This window comes from Breznakia pachnodae, from assembly GCF_030814225.1.
In the GTDB taxonomy this organism is placed as follows: Bacteria; Bacillota_I; Bacilli_A; order Erysipelotrichales; family Erysipelotrichaceae; genus Breznakia; species Breznakia pachnodae.
The window spans coordinates 100,525-123,083 of record NZ_JAUSUR010000002.1; the positions used below are offsets into that span (position 1 = coordinate 100,525).

General features: G+C 34.4%; 27 protein-coding genes. 6 read left to right on the forward strand and 21 right to left on the reverse strand.

Going from position 1 to position 22,559, the window contains the following annotated elements; translation table 11 throughout:
- Nucleotides 1-61 precede the first annotated feature (61 nt).
- From J2S15_RS06530 to J2S15_RS06540, 3 genes are all read left to right on the forward strand, one after another.
- Nucleotides 62-775 (forward strand): ABC transporter ATP-binding protein, encoded by a 714-nt coding sequence (locus tag J2S15_RS06530; protein WP_307406606.1) that lies wholly within the window; start codon nt 62-64, stop codon nt 773-775.
- The gene (locus tag J2S15_RS06535) at nt 759-2,312 is read left to right on the forward strand and encodes a putative ABC exporter domain-containing protein (protein ID WP_307406608.1); all 1,554 of its coding nucleotides are present in this window, start codon (nt 759-761) and stop codon (nt 2,310-2,312) included. Before J2S15_RS06530 ends, J2S15_RS06535 begins: the two co-directional genes overlap by 17 nt.
- 97 nt (nt 2,313-2,409) lie before the next feature.
- A complete protein-coding gene (locus J2S15_RS06540; RefSeq protein ID WP_307406611.1) occupies nt 2,410-3,288 on the forward strand; it encodes a DUF4299 family protein in 879 nt (292 codons plus the stop codon).
- 47 nt (nt 3,289-3,335) lie between these two features.
- Here the strand turns inward: J2S15_RS06540 and J2S15_RS06545 are convergent, their stop codons facing one another.
- The 15 genes from J2S15_RS06545 to J2S15_RS06615 all read right to left on the reverse strand — a co-directional run bounded on the left by J2S15_RS06545 (nt 3,336) and on the right by J2S15_RS06615 (nt 14,929).
- Nucleotides 3,336-3,776: an AAA family ATPase gene (locus J2S15_RS06545; RefSeq protein ID WP_307406612.1), complete on the reverse strand. Its 441-nt coding sequence runs from the start codon at nt 3,774-3,776 to the stop codon at nt 3,336-3,338.
- 350 nt (nt 3,777-4,126) lie between these two features.
- The gene (locus J2S15_RS06550) at nt 4,127-4,570 is read right to left on the reverse strand and encodes a hypothetical protein (RefSeq protein ID WP_307406614.1); all 444 of its coding nucleotides are present in this window, start codon (nt 4,568-4,570) and stop codon (nt 4,127-4,129) included.
- Between the two features lie 99 nt (nt 4,571-4,669).
- Complete coding sequence (locus J2S15_RS06555) at nt 4,670-5,059, reverse strand: F0F1 ATP synthase subunit epsilon (RefSeq protein WP_307406615.1); 390 nt, start codon at nt 5,057-5,059, stop codon at nt 4,670-4,672.
- Between the two features lie 2 nt (nt 5,060-5,061).
- Nucleotides 5,062-6,465 (reverse strand): F0F1 ATP synthase subunit beta, encoded by a 1,404-nt coding sequence (gene atpD / locus J2S15_RS06560; RefSeq protein ID WP_307406617.1) that lies wholly within the window; start codon nt 6,463-6,465, stop codon nt 5,062-5,064.
- A 16-nt stretch (nt 6,466-6,481) separates the two neighbouring features.
- Nucleotides 6,482-7,324: an ATP synthase F1 subunit gamma gene (gene atpG / locus J2S15_RS06565; protein WP_307406618.1), complete on the reverse strand. Its 843-nt coding sequence runs from the start codon at nt 7,322-7,324 to the stop codon at nt 6,482-6,484.
- Nucleotides 7,325-7,327: 3 nt separating this feature from the next.
- Complete coding sequence (gene atpA, locus J2S15_RS06570; RefSeq protein WP_307406619.1) at nt 7,328-8,845, reverse strand: F0F1 ATP synthase subunit alpha; 1,518 nt, start codon at nt 8,843-8,845, stop codon at nt 7,328-7,330.
- A gap of 19 nt (nt 8,846-8,864) precedes the next feature.
- A complete protein-coding gene (locus J2S15_RS06575; protein WP_307406621.1) occupies nt 8,865-9,404 on the reverse strand; it encodes a F0F1 ATP synthase subunit delta in 540 nt (179 codons plus the stop codon).
- Entirely contained in the window at nt 9,392-9,913 is a 522-nt protein-coding gene (atpF, locus tag J2S15_RS06580) for a F0F1 ATP synthase subunit B (protein ID WP_307406622.1), read from the reverse strand. The genes J2S15_RS06575 and atpF overlap by 13 nt, the downstream gene beginning before the upstream one ends.
- Nucleotides 9,914-9,938: 25 nt before the next feature.
- Nucleotides 9,939-10,184, reverse strand: coding sequence for an ATP synthase F0 subunit C (atpE, locus tag J2S15_RS06585; protein WP_307406624.1), 246 nt, complete (start codon nt 10,182-10,184; stop codon nt 9,939-9,941).
- A gap of 44 nt (nt 10,185-10,228) precedes the next feature.
- A complete protein-coding gene (gene atpB / locus J2S15_RS06590; protein ID WP_307406626.1) occupies nt 10,229-10,939 on the reverse strand; it encodes a F0F1 ATP synthase subunit A in 711 nt (236 codons plus the stop codon).
- A gap of 1 nt (nt 10,940) precedes the next feature.
- Nucleotides 10,941-11,303: an ATP synthase subunit I gene (locus J2S15_RS06595; RefSeq protein ID WP_307406628.1), complete on the reverse strand. Its 363-nt coding sequence runs from the start codon at nt 11,301-11,303 to the stop codon at nt 10,941-10,943.
- Nucleotides 11,296-11,475 (reverse strand): AtpZ/AtpI family protein, encoded by a 180-nt coding sequence (locus J2S15_RS06600; RefSeq protein WP_307406630.1) that lies wholly within the window; start codon nt 11,473-11,475, stop codon nt 11,296-11,298. The genes J2S15_RS06595 and J2S15_RS06600 overlap by 8 nt, the downstream gene beginning before the upstream one ends.
- An 8-nt stretch (nt 11,476-11,483) precedes the next feature.
- Nucleotides 11,484-12,104: a uracil phosphoribosyltransferase gene (upp, locus tag J2S15_RS06605; RefSeq protein ID WP_307406632.1), complete on the reverse strand. Its 621-nt coding sequence runs from the start codon at nt 12,102-12,104 to the stop codon at nt 11,484-11,486.
- A gap of 97 nt (nt 12,105-12,201) precedes the next feature.
- The gene (locus tag J2S15_RS06610) at nt 12,202-13,437 is read right to left on the reverse strand and encodes a cation:proton antiporter (RefSeq protein WP_307406634.1); all 1,236 of its coding nucleotides are present in this window, start codon (nt 13,435-13,437) and stop codon (nt 12,202-12,204) included.
- A gap of 79 nt (nt 13,438-13,516) precedes the next feature.
- A complete protein-coding gene (locus J2S15_RS06615; RefSeq protein WP_307406636.1) occupies nt 13,517-14,929 on the reverse strand; it encodes an MATE family efflux transporter in 1,413 nt (470 codons plus the stop codon).
- Between the two features lie 55 nt (nt 14,930-14,984).
- On the opposite strand from J2S15_RS06615, the gene J2S15_RS06620 reads away from it, so the two are divergent.
- Nucleotides 14,985-15,581, forward strand: a complete 597-nt coding sequence (locus J2S15_RS06620) for a TetR/AcrR family transcriptional regulator (RefSeq protein WP_307406638.1) — start codon at nt 14,985-14,987, stop codon at nt 15,579-15,581.
- 10 nt (nt 15,582-15,591) lie between these two features.
- On the opposite strand, the gene J2S15_RS06625 is transcribed toward J2S15_RS06620, so the two are convergent.
- From J2S15_RS06625 to J2S15_RS06640, 4 genes are all read right to left on the reverse strand, one after another.
- Nucleotides 15,592-16,287, reverse strand: coding sequence for an N-acetylmannosamine-6-phosphate 2-epimerase (locus J2S15_RS06625; RefSeq protein WP_307406640.1), 696 nt, complete (start codon nt 16,285-16,287; stop codon nt 15,592-15,594).
- Between the two features lies 1 nt (nt 16,288).
- Nucleotides 16,289-17,881 (reverse strand): PTS system mannose/fructose/sorbose family transporter subunit IID, encoded by a 1,593-nt coding sequence (locus tag J2S15_RS06630; protein ID WP_307406641.1) that lies wholly within the window; start codon nt 17,879-17,881, stop codon nt 16,289-16,291.
- A gap of 15 nt (nt 17,882-17,896) precedes the next feature.
- Entirely contained in the window at nt 17,897-18,361 is a 465-nt protein-coding gene (locus J2S15_RS06635) for a PTS sugar transporter subunit IIB (RefSeq protein WP_307406643.1), read from the reverse strand.
- An 82-nt stretch (nt 18,362-18,443) separates the two neighbouring features.
- Nucleotides 18,444-19,295 (reverse strand): MurR/RpiR family transcriptional regulator, encoded by an 852-nt coding sequence (locus J2S15_RS06640; protein WP_307406645.1) that lies wholly within the window; start codon nt 19,293-19,295, stop codon nt 18,444-18,446.
- A 109-nt stretch (nt 19,296-19,404) separates the two neighbouring features.
- On the opposite strand from J2S15_RS06640, the gene murQ reads away from it, so the two are divergent.
- Together murQ and J2S15_RS06650 are read left to right on the forward strand one after the other, a co-directional pair.
- A complete protein-coding gene (gene murQ, locus J2S15_RS06645) occupies nt 19,405-20,310 on the forward strand; it encodes an N-acetylmuramic acid 6-phosphate etherase (protein ID WP_307406647.1) in 906 nt (301 codons plus the stop codon).
- A 100-nt stretch (nt 20,311-20,410) separates the two neighbouring features.
- A complete protein-coding gene (locus J2S15_RS06650; RefSeq protein WP_307406649.1) occupies nt 20,411-21,397 on the forward strand; it encodes a hypothetical protein in 987 nt (328 codons plus the stop codon).
- A 61-nt stretch (nt 21,398-21,458) separates the two neighbouring features.
- Here the strand turns inward: J2S15_RS06650 and J2S15_RS06655 are convergent, their stop codons facing one another.
- Nucleotides 21,459-22,049, reverse strand: coding sequence for a hypothetical protein (locus J2S15_RS06655; protein WP_307406650.1), 591 nt, complete (start codon nt 22,047-22,049; stop codon nt 21,459-21,461).
- Nucleotides 22,050-22,080: 31 nt separating this feature from the next.
- A complete protein-coding gene (locus J2S15_RS06660) occupies nt 22,081-22,545 on the reverse strand; it encodes a barstar family protein (protein WP_307406651.1) in 465 nt (154 codons plus the stop codon).
- Between the last annotated feature and the right edge of the window lie 14 nt (nt 22,546-22,559).

Genomic DNA, 22,559 nt, shown 5'->3' on the forward strand with positions numbered 1-22,559 from the left:
CAGATTTGTATTCTTTTTATATAGAACTGATAAACTAGGAGTATATTGAAGGAGAGAAATTATGATAGAGGTAAAGAATCTTACAAAAGACTATGGAAAAGTAATTGGAGCAAATGATGTATCACTAGTTGCAAAACCAGGAGAAATAACGATTTTACTAGGATCAAATGGAGCTGGTAAAAGTACAACAATAAAAAGTATCATTGGATTATTAAAATTCAAAGGTAGTATTAAAATATGTGGTTTCGACAATATGAGTGTAGAAGCAAAAAAACGTTTTGGATATATCCCAGAAACACCAGTATTATATGATTTACTAACAATACAGGAACATGTTGATTTCATAGGTAATGCTTATCAGATTGATAACTACCAACAAATTGCCGATAAATATCTTTCATTATTTAAACTAATGGAAAAGAAAAAGACCATCGCAAAAGAATTATCGAAAGGAATGCGTCAGAAGTTGTCAATGATTTTAGCTCTTATGACAAAGCCTCAGGCACTACTAGTCGATGAACCTATGATGGGATTAGATCCAAATAGTATTCAAGATACCTTACAAATATTAAGTACATTAAGAGACGAAGGTGTTAGTATTCTTATGAGTACACATATCATTGATATGGTGGATGATGTATGGGATCATGCAATCATTATGAAGCAGGGACATATATTGGCTGATATTGAACGTGATGAACTAAAAAACAAATCACTAAAGGAATTATATTTTGAATTAAACGGTGAGGATGAAGAACATGAAGAACTTAATTAAACTGTTTTTCACCAAGAAAAAAGCGAAAGTAAGAAGTGTATTTGCAAAACCTTCTTCAGCAATAGCAACAGTACTTGCATTGCTGGTATTTGCAAGCATGTTTTTTCCTATATTTGATACAGCGGATAAACCTGCTGTGGACCTTCTGACATATTCCTTATTTACATTATTTGTAATTGGATTTTCCACTTTTTTAAATCTGATTACCTTATTTCAAAAAAAGAAAGCATTGTTTTTTGAGGAAGACTCTTACTATTTATTTGTAGGTCCTTTCTCAAATCGTCAGATATTATCTTATTTATCAGTTGAAACAATGTTTGATTCAATTATATTAAGTTTAATGAGTGTAGCAATTCCAATGATGATTGTATCAATGACAGCAGTTATGCCAATTACTTATATTCTATTTGCCTTTCTAATTTCTACTCTTTATACTTTTATTGTTTTAGTATTACTACAATACTTCTACATCAAAGATATGATTAGAGGAAAAAAAGGAAATACGCAACGTTGGATTGGTTTATGTATTTTTATTGTTTTAGTAGCGTATGCAGTATATAGTTACTTCCAAAGTAGTTTTGACTTCACTGAAATTTTTGTGAACTTTACTTATACTACTGATTTTGATCTTATTCCAATATTAGGTTGGATTAAAGCATCAATGTTTGCTTTGTATCAAAACGATACACTTCTTGTTTTGATTGTTGTAGCAGTATTTATTGCTATTGATATTATATTAGTAGCTTTGCTAACACATGTTAAAGGTTACTTCTATGAGCAAGCAATGATTGATGCTGTAGACTTTAGTGACTACTATAAGAAAGCGATGTCTGGTGTTGAGACGAAAGAAGAAAAAGTACACGATGCCACTATTAACTATAAGCAATTGAGCGGTGCTATTCTATCTAAGAACTTTTTGATTATGAAAAAAACTCGTTCTTTTATTGGCAGACAAGATTTATATAGTTTTATTGCATTGGCAGTATTTGCATTGTTAATTAATCCAAATGCTTATTTATTCTTTGGATTATTAATATTTTATCTGATGAACTCTGTAGGAAATTCCACTTTAACTGATGACCTTAAAAATAATTATATTTACCTTATTCCTGATAAACCAATCAAGAAAATGTTTTATTCATTGTTGATTCCAGCACTAAAATCGGTACTATTTGCAGTTGCAATGATACTAATTGGTTTTATCTTTGTTGATTTGGATTTAATGGAAACACTAATTGGTATTCTAATTACTCTATCATTTATTCCTGTTTTCTATGCAGGAGTAGTATTATCAATACGCTTACTAAAGAGTAGAGGAAATAAACTTATTGAATCTATGTTGCATATGCTTGTAATGGTTGTTATTTGTTTACCTAGTGGTGGTATTGCTTACTTAGTATTTCAAATGACAGGTGATTTTAATCAAACCATTACCGTATTAATTCCAACACTTGTGGTATTTAATCTTGCACTAAGTATACTTATATTCTATATCTGTTCACCTATGATGAATGGAAATGCATACGCAGCAGAATAATTTTATAATAGTCCAATGAATTTGGACTTTTTTCTTTATCTGCAATGAAATTATGATATAGTTAAATCAATAAAAGTAACATTAACAGGAGGGTTTTATGTCACTAGATATACATTTAAAACAAACGAAATTACTAAAAAAGAAATTCACATTTGATGATATCACAAATGCACTTGATGGTTATGCATATGGCATTAGTGATGTAGGATTTATACTAACTGATTTAGATGGTGATTTTGAAGATAAATATATTATTTTCTATGATCCAAAGAAAATTGGCAGAGGATTTACATTACAGTATATAAGTAGTGAAAGAGCGATCGATTTAAATCTAAATGTACCTTGTACTTATCATGATATTGAAGATTTCTATGAATGTACAAAACGGTTATGTAAGATGATGGGTATTCAAAAATTTGAGCATGATGGTGAAACACTCACTCTTGAAGATATTCCTGAGAAAGTAAAGTATACAATGAACTGGGTTGGTAATGTGTTGGATTCTTTTGTGAAGGATGAAAAATTTGGATATACCTTTGGTGCTATTTATCCACTTCATGTAGAAGAAAAATTTATGCAAAGCATTATGGATTTAGATGAAGAGAATAAAGTAATCGCATTTGAGGAGTATTTGCACGAGAAACAGAACCAGGATTTGTATTATGCAAAGGCCAGAGTTTACAAAATAAATGACGAAAGACTAGTTGGATTTTTCACTTTATCAGAAGGTGTTGATTCAATCTTCCCTGATGAACCAGCACTTCCAATTATGTCAGATGATTTAGATATAAGTGATTGGTACATTGGAATTGTATCGTTTGATGGTGAACCTCATTTAGAAGGCAATATAGCATTCAACACTTTAAAAGAAGTACTAGATTTATCTAGCTTACCTAGATTTGATGAATCACATTTTATCATTACATTAGATCAGAAACAAATCGAACAACTAAGACCACATTTTGTAGAGATATAAAAAAAGGAAACTTCAATTCATTTTGGAGTTTCTTTTCTAATTAAACATCATTCTTCATTTTCAAATAAATATCTGAGCATTCTTTCTGGATTGTCTAAAAATGATTTTGTTATTTGATAATGTTCAGTATCTTTATAATTCATTTCATTTACTTCATCTTCACTTATATACAAAAACTGTGCATCAGGCATCGCCATTAATATTGGAGAATGGGTGGATATGATAAATTGCGCATTACCACTTTTAGCCAACTCTTTCATTATTACCATAAATGACAGTATTCTTTGTGGTGATAATGCAGCTTCTGGTTCATCTAATATATAGATTCCCTGATTTGTAAATCGATTCTGGAATAACGATAAAAATGACTCTCCATGTGACTGTTCATTTAATGATTTACCACCATAATATGAGAATGCGCTACTTCCATAATCACTTGACTGCTGATCAATGTAATTTGCGAAATGTGCAAAACTGTCAGCTCTCATAAAGAAGCCATCGTTTATTTTTATTTTCCATGAAAATACTAAATAATCTATAATTCCATCTACGTCATTATCTTGCCCTTCATAAAGATGATTCTTATTTCCACCATTAATATTAAAACCACAATTGCATGCAATACTTTCTAATAATGTTGCTTTTCCAGTTCCATTATCTCCAGATATAATAAGAATTGGTTTTTTTATTTAAATATTGAAATTCTTTTTTCTGAAAATTGGGACATTATACGGATATAATGACGGATTAGAATAATCAGTATCTTTTCTTTTAATATTTCTAAAAAAAGGTGATGTAATCATAATTATATCCTTTCCTTAAACTAACTGCTTATTATTTAATAACGATATTTGTATTGTAGATATTGTTGATGTAGAGCTTTACCAGCACTATTAAGTAACCCAACTTCTATACTTGTATATTGAATAGCAGTTGAATAGTACTTCATAATGTATGAAAAGTTTGAGATATTTTCATCTGTTTTTACTGTTGGATCACTTCCATCAGCAAGTCGAATGTGTTGAATATACCCATCATCTGCATAAGTAATAATCATACCTTTTTCAGGTGTTGGTAAATCATCAATCTTATCAGTGTTTGGAACTTTCAGTTCTGCTCCTGATATAATTATATATTCATCCTCATTTATAAATTCAATAATTGAACCAGGTTCCATTTGTGTAGGTATTGGATTTTCTTTTTCATTTCCCATCATAGGTGTTATTAAAGTAATAAATGTAAATAGTGTTAATATCGTAAGTATAATTCTCTTTCCTTTCATATTACTTCTCCTCATGAATAATTATTCTTTCTAATTTCATTATATAATGAATCATTAAAACCACAAGAAAAAAAGATGACCTAAGCCATCTTTCATATGTTACTCTTTAACGCTAATACGGTTAATTGCTTTACGTAATGCAATTTCTGCACGACGCATATTCATATCACTTTCATGAGCTTGAAGACGTTTCTCCGCTCTTGCCTTAGCAGCCATTGCACGTTCAATATCAATTTCATCTTCACCTTCTACTGAGTCGGTAAGAATCGTAGCGATATTATCTTTGAACTGCAACATACCACCTGATACAGCATATTCTTTTGAACTATCTGCTTTTACAATATCTAGTTTACTAATTTCCAGCATTGCAACCATTGGCATGTGATCACTTAACAGACCAAATTCACCTTCTAAACTACAGGCATTGATTTGAACTGCTTCTGTATCCAGATATAATCCATCAGGAGTTATTATTCTGACTTTCAGCATAATTATTCTCCCAACGTTTTCGCTTTTTCTACAACATCTTCGATTGTTCCAGCAAACATAAATGCTTGTTCTGGAAGATGGTCATATTTACCATCAAGTACTTCTTTGAAACTGCGGATTGTATCTTCTCTAGATACATAAACACCTTTCATACCAGTGAATTGTTCACCAACATTGAATGGCTGTGATAAGAAGTTACGTACACGACGTGCACGGTTAACGACTGTTTTGTCTTCTTCGCTTAATTCATCCATACCTAGGATGGCAATAATATCTTGAAGTTCTTTATAACGTTGCAATAAGATTTGAACATCCCTAGCAATTTTATAATGTTCCTCACCAACTACTAGTGGATCAAGAATACGTGAGTTTGATTCAAGTGGATCTACCGCAGGGTAGATTCCTAATGAAGCAATTCCACGGTCCAATACCGTTTTTGCATCTAAGTGTGTAAATGCTGTCGCTGGTGCTGGATCGGTCAAGTCATCCGCTGGTACATATACTGCCTGTACAGAAGTGATTGATCCATCTTTTGTCGATGTAATACGTTCTTGTAATGCACCCATTTCGGTTGCAAGTGTTGGTTGGTATCCAACCGCACTTGGCATACGACCCAACAGGGCACTAACTTCACTACCTGCTTGAGTAAAACGGAAGATGTTATCAATAAATAATAATACATCCTGACGATCTACATCACGGTAATGTTCTGCCATTGTAAGACCAGTTAAGGCTACACGCATTCTGGCACCTGGACTCTCATTCATCTGTCCATATACCAATACGGTTTTGTCTAATACTCCAGAATCTTTCATTTCATGGTACATGTCATTACCTTCACGAGTACGTTCTCCTACTCCAGTAACAACACTCTTACCACCATGTTCCTTCGCAATATTGTGAATCAACTCTTGGATAAGAACCGTTTTACCTACTCCGGCTCCACCAAACAACCCAATCTTTCCTCCTCTTGAATAAGGACAAAGAAGGTCAATAACTTTGATTCCTGTTTCTAACATCTCTGCAGATGTTTGTTGTTGATCAAAGCTAGGTGCTTCACGGTGAATTGGCATTCTTTTCACTGTGTTAGGTAGTGCATCCATTTCATCGATTTCACGACCCAATACATTAAACATTCTTCCTAGTACTTCATTTCCTACTGGAACCATAATTGGTTTTCCTGTATCAATTGCATCCATTCCACGTACTAATCCATCCGTAGAACCCATTGCAATACAACGTACTCTTGCGTCTCCAACATGTTGAGCAACCTCAACAACCAGAGATTCTTGTCCATCCAGAGGAATGTCAATCGCATTTAATAAACTTGGTAAGTGTTCTTCACTGAACAAGATATCCACGACTGGCCCGATAACCTGTACAATTTTCCCTTTATTCTGACTCATATCTGTTTCCTCCTTCTTATAACGCATTCGCTCCACCAACAATTTCCGTAATTTCTTGCGTAATTGCTGCCTGACGCGCCTGGTTGAATTTCAATTCTAATGCATCTCTTAATTCTTGTGCATTGTCGGTAGCATTCTCCATCGCTGACTGACGAGAAGCTTGTTCACTGTTTTTTGTTTCTAACCAGTAACTGTATAATAATGATTTTAAATACAATGGGATTAACTCATCTAAGATGGCTTCTCCATCAGGTTCAAAGATTGTATCTTGAGGAAGAACCTCTTTTTCCAATTCCATATTACGTTCTACTGGCAACAACTGTACCAGTGTTGGTTCAAACGATAAAGAATTGATGAACTGGGTATATAAAATCTGGATCTTTCCAATTTCTTTCTTTTCATACATTTCAAGTGCCATAGTAGCTACATCCACAATATCTTCATAACCTTCTTCATCGACATTTGTAAGTGACTTCATCACATTGTAATCACGACGAGACAGCCATGCACTACCTCTGCTACCAAGAATGATAACTGGGTCTTCTGGGTTTAACCATTCAACAATCTTCTTAAATGTATTTCCATTGTATCCACCACACAATCCCATATCAGATGTATAGATAATCGTTAATACTTTTTCTGATTGGTTTCTTACCGTGTAATGGTGATCCGTTGCTTTGATCGATGACAGAATTGTATCAACACTTTCTTTCAGATAGTGTGCATACTCTCTGTTGTTTTCCATACGATCTTTTGATTTTCTTAACTTACTAGCGGCAACCAACTGCATTGCTTTCGTAATTTTTTTAGTGGAGTCAACAGAACGGATTCTACTTTTGATCTCTAATTTACTAGCCATAAACTACTCTTTCATAGCTACAAAACTATTTGTAAATTCTTCAACAGCATCCTTTAAACGACTTTCTAAATCATCACTGATACTGTTTTCCACTGTTAATTCTTCCACTAAATCTGCATATTTATCTTTCATGAATACATGTAAGTCTGCTTCATATGCTTTAATATCTTCTACTGCAACTTTTACTAAGAAACGATGTTTCGCTGCAAACAATGATAATACTTGTTCAACCACTGTAAGTGGTGAATATTGATCTTGTTTCAGTAATTCTGTTAAACGTTCCCCATGATCCAATGTTGCTTTTGTTGCTGGATCTAAATCACTACCAAATTGTGAGAATGCCTGTAATTCACGATATTGAGCAAGTTCTAGTTTTAATGAACCAGATACTTGTTTCATCGATTTTACTTGCGCTGCACTACCAACACGTGATACTGATAATCCACTATCTACTGCAGGACGAACCCCTGCATTGAATAATTCAGTTTGAAGGAAAATTTGTCCATCCGTAATTGAAATAACATTTGTAGGAATATATGCTGCGATATCTCCTGCTTGTGTTTCAATAATTGGAAGAGCCGTTAATGATCCTAACCCATATTCTTCGTTTAATTTTGCACTACGTTCCAATAATCTTGAATGTAGATAGAATACATCACCAGGATATGCTTCACGTCCTGGAGGACGTTTTAGTAGTAAAGACATTGTACGATAAGCTACCGCATGTTTACTTAAATCATCATAGATAATAAGTACATCTTCACCTTGTTCCATCCACTCTTCACCAATTGTACACCCTGCATAAGGTGCAATATATTGAAGTGGTGCTGCTTCACTAGCTGTTGATGATACAATCGTTGTATATTTAAGGGCATCATGCGCTCTTAACTTTTCTACAATTTGGGCAACAGTACTAGCTTTTTGTCCAATCGCTACATAGATACATTTTACGTTTTGTCCCTTTTGGTTCAAAATTGTATCAATTGCAATTGCCGTCTTACCTGTCTGACGATCCCCAATGATCAACTCACGTTGACCTTTACCGACAGGGATCATTGAGTCAATACACTTTAGTCCGGTCTGTAAAGGTTGATGTACAGATTTACGTGTCATAACTCCAGGAGCAACACGTTCAACTGGACGATGCTTATCGGAAACGATAGGCTCTCCACCATCAATTGCTTGTCCTAGGGCATTTACTACACGTCCTAACATCATATCACCAACTGGTACTTCAATAATACGACCAATTCTTTTTACTTCATCACCTTCCTTGATTCCAGCATCTGAACCCATTAATACGGCTCCAACATGCTCTTCTTCAAGGTTTAATACCATTCCATATACATCGCCTGGGAATAGCAGTAATTCTCCTGCCATTGCTTTCTCTAAACCATAGATCAGCGCAATTCCATCCCCTACGGTAATAACAGTACCTGTTTCACTAATTTCCAACGTATCATCATAACGTTTGATCTGTTCTTTTATAATATCACTTATTTCTTCAGGTCTTATATCCATTAGTCTCCACCTCGCTTTTCTATAGTACTTTTTTTGCGACTTTGTCTTTCATTCTATTCAATTGGTTTTCAATTGTATTATCCAATACTTCATCAGCCACTTTTATACGGATTCCCGCAATCAAAGAAGCATCGATTCTTGTTTCGTATTCGATTTTCTTTTGACGCTTGGTTTCAAGCATCTTTACAATTGCATCCAAGTCTTCATTACTTAACTTTGTTGCACTATAAATATAGGCAACTTCAATTCCGTTATATTCATTATACAAACGCGTAAAATAACGTTTTATATCATGAATACTCTGAAATCTGTTTCGATCTACAAGCAGTTTTAAAAAGTTCATCACAAGTGGATCAATTCCTTTAAAAATCTCATCCAATAAACGTTTACGTTCATCTTTATCCACTTTAGGATGTTTTAAAACTTTTGCAAGATCCTTGTTTTCTACGATTACTCGATCGATATCCACCAAGTTACTTTTAAAAATATCTAATTTTTTTTCATCTACTCCGAGTTCAAACAGAGCCTGTGAGTAACGAGTGGCTGCTAAGCTTGCCATGATTCATCATCCTCAGCTTTTTCAATGAAATCTTTTACATATTTTTTATGAACATCTTCGTCCAGTTCTTTTTCCACAACTTTTTTCGCTGCCATAAATGCAACTTCACTGATCTCTTCTTTGATTTGTTCGCGAACATTTGCCTTTTCACGTTCAATATCATGCAGTGCTTTTTCTTTCATGATTGCAGCATTGTTTCTTGCATCACCAACGATAGCACTCGCTTCCGTTGTCGCACGTTGTTTTGCGCTTGAAACAATTTCTGTTGCTTCCGCACGTGCTCCTGCAAGTTTTTCTTCATATTGCTGCTTCATTTCTTCACTCGCCTGTAAATTACTTTGTGATTCATCTAACTCACTTTGAATGTGAGCAGCTCTGCCATCAAGATAGTCTTTAGCATAACGCCAGAAGAATTTTCTAGCGATTACGATAATCAAAAAAGTAGAGATTAAAACTAACCCCATATCCACCAAGTTAATGCGTAGATAATTGTCAATGTTTATACCCATAGGATTGCTCCCTCCTCTACTTTAATTAAGCTTTTAAGAAAATTAATAATAATGCAATTACAAGTGCATAGATACCTGTTGTTTCCGCTAACGCGATTCCAAGTACCATGATTGAACGAATCTTACCAGCTGCTTCTGGGTTACGTCCTACTGCTTCCGCACCTTTACCTGCTGCGATTCCTTGTCCAATACCTGAACCTAAACCACCAATCATTGCAATTCCTGCTCCTAATACTGCCATACCTGCTACAAAAGCTTCATTAAATTCCATTTTATTTTCCTCCTCTTTTGTATTTATCCAAATCTTTCATTTTTTTAATCTTCATTACTTCCAATAGCATCTGCCAAATAGAAAGATACTAATGTAAAGAATATATACGTCTGCATAAATGCTGTAAATATATCAAAGTACATATGTAGGAATGGGGTTGCCACGTACATCAATGCACCAGCTGGTATAAACAGCTTCAACAACGTTTCCAACAACATATACAACAGACCAATAATAATCGTACCACCAAGTATATTACCAAATAAACGAAGTGTCAGTGACACTGGAGTCGCTAAGTCTCCAATTACATTTAATGGCATTAAGAATGGGGTTGGATCACACCATGCTTTTAATTTACCTTTTAAACCATTCTTCTTAATATCACTTCCATGAATTAAGATAATGGCAAGTAACGTAAGTGTGATTGTCACACTCATATTACCAGTTGGGGGTTGTAGTCCAATTAATCCCATCAGGTTACTGATAACCATAACAATCATAATTGTACCCATCGCTGGTAAGTACTTCCATGTCTGCTCATTCAGATTTCCTTTAAGCACCATCGAACACATGTTAACGAGTTGCTCAAATACTAACACTACTCCTTTTGGAGCTTTGGTTGGATCTGCCTTCTTAATTTTGCTTCCAGCCCAAACTAACAGGACGGTTACAAATATACAGATTACTATCCAAATCAGAATACTCTGATGGATAAAAAGCTCATGTTCACCAAAATGAATCAATAATCCTTCCAATCTATATCTCCTCCTTTCGTGTTCTTAGGGTATGAATCTTAATTGCCAGATTGACACTTAAGAATCCCAATAACATAAATACTATACTTAAACCTACCTGCATTCCCAAGTAAATAAGAATACCGTAGAGAATAAAGCGAATCATATACTGAATTGTTGCATTTCTTGATGCGTGAGGACTGTGAAGTAAGTTTTTAGAAGATACGACAATATTACGAAATCCAATAATATTTAATATTCCTCCATACACTACACTTAACCCATTCATTACATCCATGCTGACAATTCCACATACCAGTGCAATCACTGCCATAATAAGAAGTGCAAGTTTTTCAATTTCTTTATACATCTTATCGTCATTCATGATCATCACCTGCGTCTTTTATTAACTTATACAGACTTCCGATTATTACATACAGTAGTAATACCATCATCACAATCGGTGTCGTGTGTAAGTATTCATCAATATAATTTCCTAACAGTACCGCAATAATAACTCCCGCTATCATCCGTCCAATAAAACGCATGACAGACATTTGTTTCACTATTTTGTACCGAAGATACGATCTCCTGCATCTCCTAATCCAGGAACGATATATCCTTTTTCATTTAATTTTTCATCAAGTGCTGCTAAATAGATATCAACGTCTGGATGTAATTCTTCAATTACTTTCACTCCTTCAGGAGCTCCAACCAGACATACAAGACGAATATCTTTTGCACCTTGTTTTTTCACCATGTCGATTGCTGCACTAGCACTACCACCAGTTGCTAACATCGGATCTACAATCATTACTACAGCATCATCAATATTTGGTGGGTATTTTTCAAAATATACATGTGGTTGTAATGTTTCTTCATCACGATATAAACCAACATGTGCCACCTTAACTGTAGGGATAAGATTTGATATTCCATCAACCATTCCTAGCCCTGCTCTTAAGATTGGAACCAGAATGATATCTTTTTCTAATTCATATGTTTTCATTTCTTGAATTGGTGTCTCAATTGTAACTTCCTTAACTGGTAAATTACGCGTAATTTCATACGCCATCAGACCTCCAATTTCGTCTAGATTTTCGCGGAAATCTTTCGTTTTTGTTTCCACTTTTCTCATCTGCGTTAACTTGTGTGTAATCAGTGGGTGTTCTAGTACTTTCAACATAGATATTTTCTCCTTATTATAAAAATTCTCAGTACGTTAATTATACTATCTTCAAATAGCACATTCAATAAATTCCTTAGAAAATATCGGATAATTCTTAATCTACTACAGGGATCTCACAGTGGTCTTTGTTTTTCAGACGTTCTGCCAAAGGATCTTCAGCATATACAGTCGTATGACCTCTATCCTTATATACTATTTTTAATAGAATTGGAGTTACGATTGTGGTAATAATTACCATCAGAATAATTGGAGTAAAGAACTCTTCTTTCATTAACCCGGCACTTACACCTTTTGTGGCAATAATAAGTGCTACTTCACCACGACAGATCATTCCAACACCAATACGTAATGCACTGATATTTGGTAACTTACAGATCTTCGCTCCAAGTCCACAACCAATAACTTTACTTAATATTGAAACTACTACAATTAATATACTAAACCAGATAATTTCACTGCTCATTGCAGGTATTACTGCCTTTAATCCAATACTTGCAAAGAAGACTGGAGTAAAGAACATATATCCAAGTGTATCTGTTCGATGCGTTACATATGTACAACGTGCGGTTTTCGCAATCATAAGTCCTGCTACGAATGCTCCTGTAATATCAGCAACACCGAATACTTCTTCAGCTATGAAAGCATAGATCAAACAGAAGGCAAACGCAATAATTGAGAAACGACGACGATCAATGTGTGATTTACGCATCCATTTATCAAATTGTTTGTGGAAGAAATAACCGATTACCCCACTCATCGCAAAGAATGCAACAATCTTAACAATTACCATTAATAAGTCAACATCACCTTGTGCCATTCCCATAACAACGGTTAAGGCAATAATACCTAATACATCATCAATTAATGCAGCTCCAAGAATAATGTTTCCACTTCTACTCGATAATTTTCCTAACTCTTTTAATGTTTCAACAGTAATACTTACGGATGTTGCCGTTAAGATAACACCGATAAATACGTTTTGAAGCATTGTATCCGTTCCTGTATTGAACATTGATGCCACTACAAATCCACCAATTAATGGAATGATAACTCCCAGTATCGCTACCAAGAAAGATGCAACACCTGTTTTCTTCAATTCCGATATATCTGTTTCCAGTCCTGCTGAGAACATTAGGATAATAACTCCTACCTCACTTACCTGAACTAAAAAGTCGGTTTCATGTAATACATTGAAGCCTGCTGGTCCTAAAACCAAACCTGCTAATAAGGCCCCTACGACCTGTGGCATTGCAATCTGTCTTGTGAACAAACCAAGCAGTTTTGTTGATAATAAAATCAATGCAATATCCAATAAAAAGTAATAAGACATTTTGTCTACCTCCGCTTAACATAAACGAGTAATATTGTACTCCTATTTTTCTAAAAGTAAAGCACTTTTCAAAGTGTTTTTATTTTGCCATCATTGACATCTCTTCTGTTGCCATTTCTGGCTTATAATCCATAAGATAATTAATCTCTTTCATTTCTCTAACCACAAAAATAATTGCTAGAATTGCTGCTGCCCCATCGGCGATAGGACCAGCATAAATAACTCCTTCAAGTCCAAAGAATATTGGGAATATTACAACTAATGGTAATAAGAATATTACCTGACGTGTTAGTGACATAAAGACACCACGACTCGCCTTCCCAATTGATGTAAAGAAGTTTGATGTAACTGGCTGTATTCCATTTACAAATGTACAGAACATAAAGACTCGTAAATACTGCTCTCCAAATTGGAAATATTCCGCACTACCATCTCCAAATACACGAATGATACTATCTGGGAACAATTGGAAACAAGCAAATGCAATTACCGCAACAACCGTAGCTGCTGTAGCTGCAATCTTATAGGTCTGCTTCACTCTATCATAATTCTTCGCTCCATAGTTGAACCCAACAATCGGCTGACACCCTTGTGCAATTCCAATTACAATTGACAGGAATACGATATTTACCTTCGAGACAATCCCAACAACTGCCAGTGGTATTTCACTTCCATAGATGGATAGTTCACCATAATGGGTCAATACCTGATTCATCGTAATCTGAACTGCAGTAATTGCAAGTTGATTAAAACTTGCGGCAGTTCCTAAAGATGTAATCATCTTTGTATATTCTAATTTAGGTACGTAATCTTCTTTTTCTATTTTCACTGATTTATAGTGTAATAAATACCATAATACCAGAATTCCTGATACTACCTGACCAATCACTGTTGCCCAAGCTCCTCCAGCAATTCCCATATCAAAGGTAAAGATAAATAATGGGTCTAAAATTGTGTTGATAATCGCTCCAATTAATACAAAAATCATTGCCGTCATTGGACTGCGATCAGCACGAACCAGATGACCTCCAGCTGTTGAAACAATTAGGAATGGTATCCCAATTGCAGTAATTCCTGTATAGGTAAGTGCATAAGGCATTACCTTTTCTGTTGCCCCAAACAACGACATTAATGGTTCTAAAAATAATAATACAATTACCATTAATACAACCCCTGATATAACCATTAAGGAAATACTATTTCCAATAATATGTTTTGCTCTTTCTTCTTTCTTAGCCCCCATTGCCAAGTTGAAGTTTGATGCTCCTCCAATTCCAATTAGTAATGCAATTGCAGTACAAATCGTACTTAGTGGAAATGCGACATTGGTTGCGGCATTCCCCAAAATACCAACACCTTGTCCAATAAAAATCTGGTCTACTATATTGTATAAAGAACCTACTAACATACTTATTATGGCAGGCCCTGAAAATTTAAGGATTAACTTCCCTATTCGTTCGCTTCCAAGCGGATTTACTACATTCTCACTCATATGCTCCTCCTTATTACTCTTGACATTTTAGTACGTTTGTACTAGAATGTCAAATATGAAAACGCCTACAAAAGTAAAAATTTTAAATACAGCTCGAGATTTGTTTAATAAAGAAGGTTATAATCGTGTTTCTATGCGTGATATTGCAGCTGCTTTAGACATGAGTGTTGGTAACTTAACCTACCATTTCAAGAAGAAAGAAGACTTGGTAGAAGCCATCGTATTACGAAGTCATATGGCTTATGTAATACCACAACCAGCTTCATCGATTGAAGAATTGGATGAACTGTTTAAAAAGAAAAGAGTTCATCATAAAGACAATGCTTATTACTATCGTCACTATAAACAATTATCTCGTATCAGTATTATTATTAAAGATGTCCAACAGGAAGCAACCTATGACTTCTACCATGCACTGAAGAAAACATTTGAGAATCTTCAGGCCAATGGACTTATGCAAAAGGAAAGCATTCCTAACCAATATGATTCGCTTATTCAGATTATTATGGCATCTAATGTTTATGGTGCACCTGAAGTAACAGGATTTGAAAAAAGGCCTCTTGTGGAGACCTATTGGAATGTTATCCATTTTTTCTTAACTGATAAAGGAAAAGACGATTATCATAAAATGCGCACTCAGAATATATCCTGAGTGCGTTTTTCTATATATTATATTTAGCAACTTCCTGCACATAACGTGCCGTAATTACTTCTGGTCTGGTAATGCTGGTTCCAACAACAACCGCATATGCCCCAGCTTCCAGTGTTTGTTTTGCCTGTAATGGAGTTTCAATTTTCCCTTCCGCAATCACAGGAATATCTAATTCCTTTGTGATTGATCTGATTAAATCTATATTCACACTGGTTACTTCCCGACTCGCTTCTGTATATCCAGATAGCGTAGTCGAAATAAAATCAAAACCTAAGTTTTCAATTGCTTTTGCTTCTTCCAGTGTTGATATCTCACCCATTAACAATACTTCAGGATAGTTGCTTTTAATTTTAACAACGATATCCTCTAATTTTTCCCCATTTGGTCGTTTGCGATTTGTAGCATCAATCGCAAGTATTTCAACCCCTTCATTTAACACAGCTTCTGCACTAGCATACGTTGGTGTAATATATACATCATACCCATCAATGAATTGCTTGTTGATACCAATGATTGGTAAATCTACACATTCTTTAATCGCATGAATGTTATCCGCTCCAGTTGCTCGTATCCCAACTGCACCACCTTCTTGTGCTGCTTTGGCAAATGCTGCCATAATACTATTTCCATACATTGCCCAACCTACTCGTGCCTGACAGGACACAATTAGACCATGCTTTATTTTTTCCATTACATCTTTTTTCATACTAGAACATTCCTATCGCTTTACCTAAGATACCAATTACAAAACTTCCAATTACACAAATATACATTCCTTTTTTGTTTTTTACTAAGATTTGGTAGAAACCAAGAGTAATTAATAATGGAAGCATACATGGAAGAATCGCATCTAACAATTCTTGTACAATGATTTCTTTTTCACCAAAGTTCCAAACAAAGGCAACTGGCATTTTAACAAATCCAACAATCATTGCACCTACAACCATCATTCCAACAATTGTAGCTCCTTCAACAAACTTATCTAACAAGTTACCTTGTTTCATTTTACTTACAATACTTGTACCTAGTTTATGTCCATACTTAATAAAGTACCAGCGTGATCCAACATTTAGAATAATGTTAGGAACAATAAAGATGATTGGTCCCAAGATACTTCCATCCAATGCCAGACCAGCTCCAATCGCTGCGAACACGGTCATAAACGTTGCTTTAAAGACAGAATCCCCAATTCCTGATAATGGTCCCATAAGCGCTGCTTTGGTAGACGAGATTGCCTCTGCAGTAATTGGTTTTCCCATTGCTCTTTGTTCTTCAAGCGCAAGTGCTACCCCTAATACTGCATTTCCTGTATATGGATGACAGTTAAAGAATTCATTATGACGAATAAGTGCTTCATTTAATTCATCCTGATCAGTATATAATTTCTTCAGTGCAGGAATCATTGCGAATGCAAATCCCAAACTGCAGTAACGTTCGTAGTTAATACTTGTCATTGAGAAGAATGAACGAACAAACGTTTGCCTTAATTCTTTCTTTGTCAGAATGCCTGGTTGTGTATCTTCTTCAACCACCTCATCGTCATCCAACACAAACTCATCATCTGCTTCTTTATCTTTCTTATTAAGTAAGAACAGTGATGCTGCAATACTAAATCCAATTAAAGAAATTGGTAGTACTGCTAATTCTAGATAAGTAGCTAATACAAATCCAAGCATAAATAATGGCCAGAATTTCTTCATGTTCATCATCTTTAATAACATTGCCATACCAACAGCAGGCAAGATTCCAGATGCCACTTTCATACCATCCATCAGTAAAGCAGGCATTCCAGCAACTACATCATTTACAAAGCCACTACCATAATACACTGCTAAAAATGATGGAATGAAGAATACAATAAAGAAAATTAACAATCCTGAAAGGTGGGTTAACTCCACTTTTCTTGTTTCTCCATTTGCAAGATATTTATCTGCTCTATGCATCAATAAGATATTGATATTCCAGGCAAACATAATTAATAATTGAGCAAGCATCCCAATTGGAAGTGCCAAGGTAATTCCGACTTCAGGATTCCCACCATTTTGAATTGCAAATACAGTCGATAGCATTCCTGCAATCTGTGCATTTGGTGGAACACTACCACCGATTGGCAGAATTCCCATATACATTAATTCAACACTACCACCAACGATTAATCCAGTTTGCACATCTCCTAAGATTAACCCAACTAATGGTCCTGCAAAGATTGGTCTGGAAATCATCCAGTATCCATATCCATAATTTTCGGTAATAATAACTGCTATAAAAACACTAAGCAATAATGCTGTAATAAGACTCATGACAATTTACCCCCCCTATAGTAGTTTCATTAAATCAATACTGGTATCCGATGGTGTTGTGCGAACCTCCAGTGCTACTCCTAATGTATTTAACTTCTTAAAAGTATCCACCATTTCATCATCCACATACACCGTTTTTTCAATTTGTCGTCTTCCTTCTTTGAAGTATAATCCCCCAACATTGATTGATTCTAAAGGTATTCCATGTTCAACTAAATATAAAAGTGCGTTTGGATGTTTCACCACAATAAAGAACTTCTTATTTGGATTATTCTCTAAGAACTTTACTGCCTTCACTTCATCTACAATCAAACACTTCAATCCAGCTGGACAAGCCATTTCTAATAATGATTTTTGAAAGTCATCTTTTGAGACTTCTTCATCAATCACCATAACTGCCTGACATTTATAAGCAGTTGTCCAAGCAAATGCTACCTGTCCATGAATCAATCGTTCATCTATTCTTGCAATTGTAATCATAGTTGTGCTCCTTTCAATTTCATTTTATCTTTGCGAAACAAATTGTCAATGAATCCTATAAATAACGAAATAAAGTTTCATATTATGAAACTTTATCTTTGTTTGTGATTCGAGTTTTTACTACTTTTGCTTTTACATTATCATAGTCATATTGACAGCATAATGCATATAATATATCTACGATATATAGTTGTGTAATTCTTGAAGCCATCGCTCCACTTCGAAATAAAGTTTCTTTGCTACTAACAGAAATTGAATTATCTGCAAGTTTCGCCAATGTATTCGATGAACTACAAGTCACAGTTATAACATAACACCCATTTTTCTGCAATTCATTTAATACCTCAACCATCTCTTTGGTTTCACCACTATAGGAGAAGATAACTGCTACATGCTTAGCATCTGCATTTACTGCCTGGACATACTGGCGATCATATAACTGATAACAAGCTACATTCTTACCAATTCGCATAAACTTATAGGTTGCATCAAAGGCGACAATATTACTGGCACCAACACCAAAGAAATCAATAATGGTTGCATTGTGTAAATGGTCAGCAGCTTTCATCAAATCCTTTTCATTCAACAGCATCCTTGTTTCTTCAATTGATTGTCGCTCGATATTAGTGATTTTATCTATAATCATCACTGGACTATCATTTGGTGAAACATTAGTCACATCCAAGATATCAAGTTGCATATTATCAAACCCTCGAATCTCTGAAGCAAGTTTAATCTTAAACTGATTGAATCCTTTTAAATCCAACTTCTTACACAAACGAATGACCGTTGCTGGTGATGTATAAGAATTCTTTGCCACATCATATACTGTCATTTCCAGTACTTCCTTAGAATTCTTCAAGATATACTTTCGAACTTCACTCTCAGCTTCTGGTAGATTTCTATAATCTCTTAACTTTATTAGTACACTCATAACTATGTCCTCCATTGTTATTATACCAATATACGAAATAAAGTTTCAAGATACTCTATATCCATTGAAACTTCCATTCCTTGAGGTATGATATGAATAGAGGTGAACTATGCAAAATATTACAAAATTAAATACCGAAAGAAGAAATCCAAATACAACAAAAATAGATACTTATAGTACTAGAGAAATATTGGAAACAATCAACAAAGAAGATGAAGTAATTACAGGTGCTGTAAAAAAGACAATCCCTGAAATTGAAAAGATTGTGGACTATGCAAGTGAACACATTCCACAAGGTGGAAGAATCATTTATATGGGTGCAGGTACATCTGGACGCTTAGGTGTACTGGATGCAAGTGAGTGTCCTCCTACTTATGGTGTATCGTTTGAAATGGTGCAAGGAATTATTGCTGGAGGTTTCCCTGCTTTACTGAAAGCAAAAGAAGGTGCAGAGGATGATGCAGAGTTAGGACGTAGTGATTTAAAAGAACTTAACATCACAATTCACGATACAGTAATTGGTATTGCAGCAAGTGGTAGAACTCCATATGTCATTGGAGCACTTCAATACGCAAATGAAGTTGGTGCATTCACTGGAGCAATCAGTTGTGTGGAAGACAGCGAAATATCAAAACATGCGAAAGCAAGAATCGAAGCAATCACCGGTCCTGAAGTAATCAGTGGATCTACTCGCATGAAAGCAGGTACTGCACAAAAACTAATTCTTAATATGATCTCAACAAGTACCATGATTAAGATGGGTAAAGTTTACAGCAACTACATGGTGGACTTAAATCCTTCTAATGAAAAACTGGTAATCCGAGCTAAAAACATGATCAAAGAAGTTGTGGGCTGTGATGATGAAACTTGTGATCGATTATTTGAAGATAGTAAGCACAATGTTAAACTAGCTATTTGTATGGGATTAACTGGACATAGTATCGAAGAATGCATGCAGGCATTAACTGACAACAGCGGACACCTTCATTTAGCAATCAAATCATTAAACAACTAACAACTTGTCCTGCTTCATTTCATTCCCTATATTAACAGGTTCATTTGATTAACAACTATAGAACCTATATAATATACAAGGGCATGGAAAAGGAGCTAGTATGAGAAGAAAATGTATACTTGGACTATCATTATTACTAACACTTACGTTAGTCGCATGTGGTGGTAGTTCAGAACCAACAAATGTATCGAAAGACGATGCAAAGATTAAGGAATTAAAAGGGAACGAAACAACAGCAGTGTATATCGGAGATGAAATGTATCAGCTATATGAACCATTTTCACAGTTTTTAGAAAATGACGAATGGGTATTTCAAAGTGGTGATAATATTTACACCACACAAGATAAATTAGCAGATATCACTTTATATAGTGAAACTTATGAAACGATTTATCTAGAAGGTGATGCAGGAAATCTTGAAGTTATTGTCGCAAATAAAGACAAAGGAACTCCAGTTACAGAAGCAGAAGTTATTTCAATTAAACTAGAATTAAATGAAGACAAGAAAGAAACAGACAAAGATATCTTTGTGTTAGCAAATGGAATCAACCAGACAACTACATCACAAGAAATCAATAGTATATCAAATGACTTAGGATTAAATGAAAACAAGAATACTTCATTAAATGATGGAACTTGTGAAGTATCATTTGTATTCGCTACTGATGGTGAAAAGATTGCTAATTTCACAGTAGCTGATACCAAATATATTGAAGATAACAATTTAGAAGAATACGAATTACATTATTCAGGAACTAATAAAGAAAAAATATTAGAACGTTCTGATGTAATTGAGGGAACGGTAAGTGGCCAAGTCGAAATAACATCTACAAGTTTTTCTAGTTCAAGCAGTAATTCAACAAAAGAAACTTTATTTACAGCAACAACAGCTGATGGAACTCAATTTATTATTGGAAAAAATCAAGAAGGATTCACTAATTTCCCAGATCTTAAAGATGGCGATCAAGTAAAAATCTACTACACTAATTCAGAATCAGTTTTCTTTGATAATTTTTCCTCAAGTATGAAACTAGTTTACAGTTCTATTATTTATGTAAACGATGTTGAATATTTCTGTTTCAAATAGAATACAAAAGTTTAAAACACCTAAGATTTTAAAAATCTCAGGTGTTTTCTTTTTAACAACATTACTCTTCTGCAGTTCTCTCTTGCACTACAATTGTAATTTCCTTTTCCGTTTTATTCCCATACTCATCTTTTGCAGTAGCAACCGTTTCATATCTACCTACCTTGGTTAAGTCAACATTATCCATAGCCACAGTAACAACTACTTCACTTAAATCATAAGCATTAAGATCCAATTCTTGAAACTCACCATTACTTCCATCAGCATCAACTTGAACTTCTATTTCATCATCTAAATCAACAAACTCAGGAGCTGTTGTATCTTCTACGATTAATTTATATTCTATCTTTTTATCTTCATATTCAACATATGCATTGTACTCACCGACTGGCAGATTCAGTATAGAAACAACACTTCCCATATTATCTTTAATTTCAGTAACCTCTTCATCCCCAGTATCAACACTAAGTACAACATCTTCTAACACATCATTATCATCTGTATCTACGATATCTTCTTTCACAAGATTAACTTCACTACCTAGTTCAAATCTAAGCTCTTCTTGCTTAAGACTCAACTCATCTTCACCACTACCACATGCCACCATTAATAATGATAATATTCCTACAGTTATAATCTTTATCTTTCTCATACATGTTCCTCTTTCTTATATATTTAAGTAATCAATCAGCTTTCTTTTTTGACATAGTAATATCTTTATAGCTTTCACCACTCAGATCATCGTCTATTAGATATACGTCAAATGATTTAATATGATTCCATCCTGCAGTAGTGGTTAAACACTCACGTTCTAGATTAAAAGCAATATTATTCATTATAGATATAAATGAATCTTTATCTTTACTACTATTTTTTAAAAAGCTTCTGAAATTATATATGACTATTATAAATCCCTGTTCTTCTCTAAAATCTAAATCTCTCATAGAATCATAAAATGCATCTAGATTGTCTTTTAAATATGATGGTAAATTATATGCTTTTTTGAAGTTTAATAAATAATCTTCTTTTGTTTGAATTACTTTTCCATCCATATAATGAACAAAATATTCTTTTAAATGTTGAATATACTCTTCATGAAATTGTAAGAATTCTTTCTTTTTCATTTTTGTTATACCATTTATAATCATGGTTTCCCCCTAAT

What these genes read in the sequence shown, in the direction of transcription:
- J2S15_RS06530 (WP_307406606.1), top strand. Translation starts at nt 62, where the DNA reads ATGATAGAGGTAAAGAATCTTACAAAAGACTATGGAAAAGTAATTGGA.
- J2S15_RS06535 (WP_307406608.1), top strand. Translation starts at nt 759, where the DNA reads ATGAAGAACTTAATTAAACTGTTTTTCACCAAGAAAAAAGCGAAAGTA.
- J2S15_RS06540 (WP_307406611.1), top strand. Translation starts at nt 2,410, where the DNA reads ATGTCACTAGATATACATTTAAAACAAACGAAATTACTAAAAAAGAAA.
- J2S15_RS06545 (WP_307406612.1), bottom strand. Translation starts at nt 3,776, where the DNA reads ATGAGAGCTGACAGTTTTGCACATTTCGCAAATTACATTGATCAGCAG.
- J2S15_RS06550 (WP_307406614.1), bottom strand. Translation starts at nt 4,570, where the DNA reads ATGAAAGGAAAGAGAATTATACTTACGATATTAACACTATTTACATTT.
- J2S15_RS06555 (WP_307406615.1), bottom strand. Translation starts at nt 5,059, where the DNA reads ATGCTGAAAGTCAGAATAATAACTCCTGATGGATTATATCTGGATACA.
- atpD (WP_307406617.1), bottom strand. Translation starts at nt 6,465, where the DNA reads ATGAGTCAGAATAAAGGGAAAATTGTACAGGTTATCGGGCCAGTCGTG.
- atpG (WP_307406618.1), bottom strand. Translation starts at nt 7,324, where the DNA reads ATGGCTAGTAAATTAGAGATCAAAAGTAGAATCCGTTCTGTTGACTCC.
- atpA (WP_307406619.1), bottom strand. Translation starts at nt 8,845, where the DNA reads ATGGATATAAGACCTGAAGAAATAAGTGATATTATAAAAGAACAGATC.
- J2S15_RS06575 (WP_307406621.1), bottom strand. Translation starts at nt 9,404, where the DNA reads ATGGCAAGCTTAGCAGCCACTCGTTACTCACAGGCTCTGTTTGAACTC.
- atpF (WP_307406622.1), bottom strand. Translation starts at nt 9,913, where the DNA reads ATGGGTATAAACATTGACAATTATCTACGCATTAACTTGGTGGATATG.
- atpE (WP_307406624.1), bottom strand. Translation starts at nt 10,184, where the DNA reads ATGGAATTTAATGAAGCTTTTGTAGCAGGTATGGCAGTATTAGGAGCA.
- J2S15_RS06595 (WP_307406628.1), bottom strand. Translation starts at nt 11,303, where the DNA reads ATGAATGACGATAAGATGTATAAAGAAATTGAAAAACTTGCACTTCTT.
- J2S15_RS06600 (WP_307406630.1), bottom strand. Translation starts at nt 11,475, where the DNA reads ATGTCTGTCATGCGTTTTATTGGACGGATGATAGCGGGAGTTATTATT.
- upp (WP_307406632.1), bottom strand. Translation starts at nt 12,104, where the DNA reads ATGTTGAAAGTACTAGAACACCCACTGATTACACACAAGTTAACGCAG.
- J2S15_RS06610 (WP_307406634.1), bottom strand. Translation starts at nt 13,437, where the DNA reads ATGTCTTATTACTTTTTATTGGATATTGCATTGATTTTATTATCAACA.
- J2S15_RS06615 (WP_307406636.1), bottom strand. Translation starts at nt 14,929, where the DNA reads ATGAGTGAGAATGTAGTAAATCCGCTTGGAAGCGAACGAATAGGGAAG.
- J2S15_RS06620 (WP_307406638.1), top strand. Translation starts at nt 14,985, where the DNA reads ATGAAAACGCCTACAAAAGTAAAAATTTTAAATACAGCTCGAGATTTG.
- J2S15_RS06625 (WP_307406640.1), bottom strand. Translation starts at nt 16,287, where the DNA reads ATGAAAAAAGATGTAATGGAAAAAATAAAGCATGGTCTAATTGTGTCC.
- J2S15_RS06630 (WP_307406641.1), bottom strand. Translation starts at nt 17,881, where the DNA reads ATGAGTCTTATTACAGCATTATTGCTTAGTGTTTTTATAGCAGTTATT.
- J2S15_RS06635 (WP_307406643.1), bottom strand. Translation starts at nt 18,361, where the DNA reads ATGATTACAATTGCAAGAATAGATGAACGATTGATTCATGGACAGGTA.
- J2S15_RS06640 (WP_307406645.1), bottom strand. Translation starts at nt 19,295, where the DNA reads ATGAGTGTACTAATAAAGTTAAGAGATTATAGAAATCTACCAGAAGCT.
- murQ (WP_307406647.1), top strand. Translation starts at nt 19,405, where the DNA reads ATGCAAAATATTACAAAATTAAATACCGAAAGAAGAAATCCAAATACA.
- J2S15_RS06650 (WP_307406649.1), top strand. Translation starts at nt 20,411, where the DNA reads ATGAGAAGAAAATGTATACTTGGACTATCATTATTACTAACACTTACG.
- J2S15_RS06655 (WP_307406650.1), bottom strand. Translation starts at nt 22,049, where the DNA reads ATGAGAAAGATAAAGATTATAACTGTAGGAATATTATCATTATTAATG.
- J2S15_RS06660 (WP_307406651.1), bottom strand. Translation starts at nt 22,545, where the DNA reads ATGATTATAAATGGTATAACAAAAATGAAAAAGAAAGAATTCTTACAA.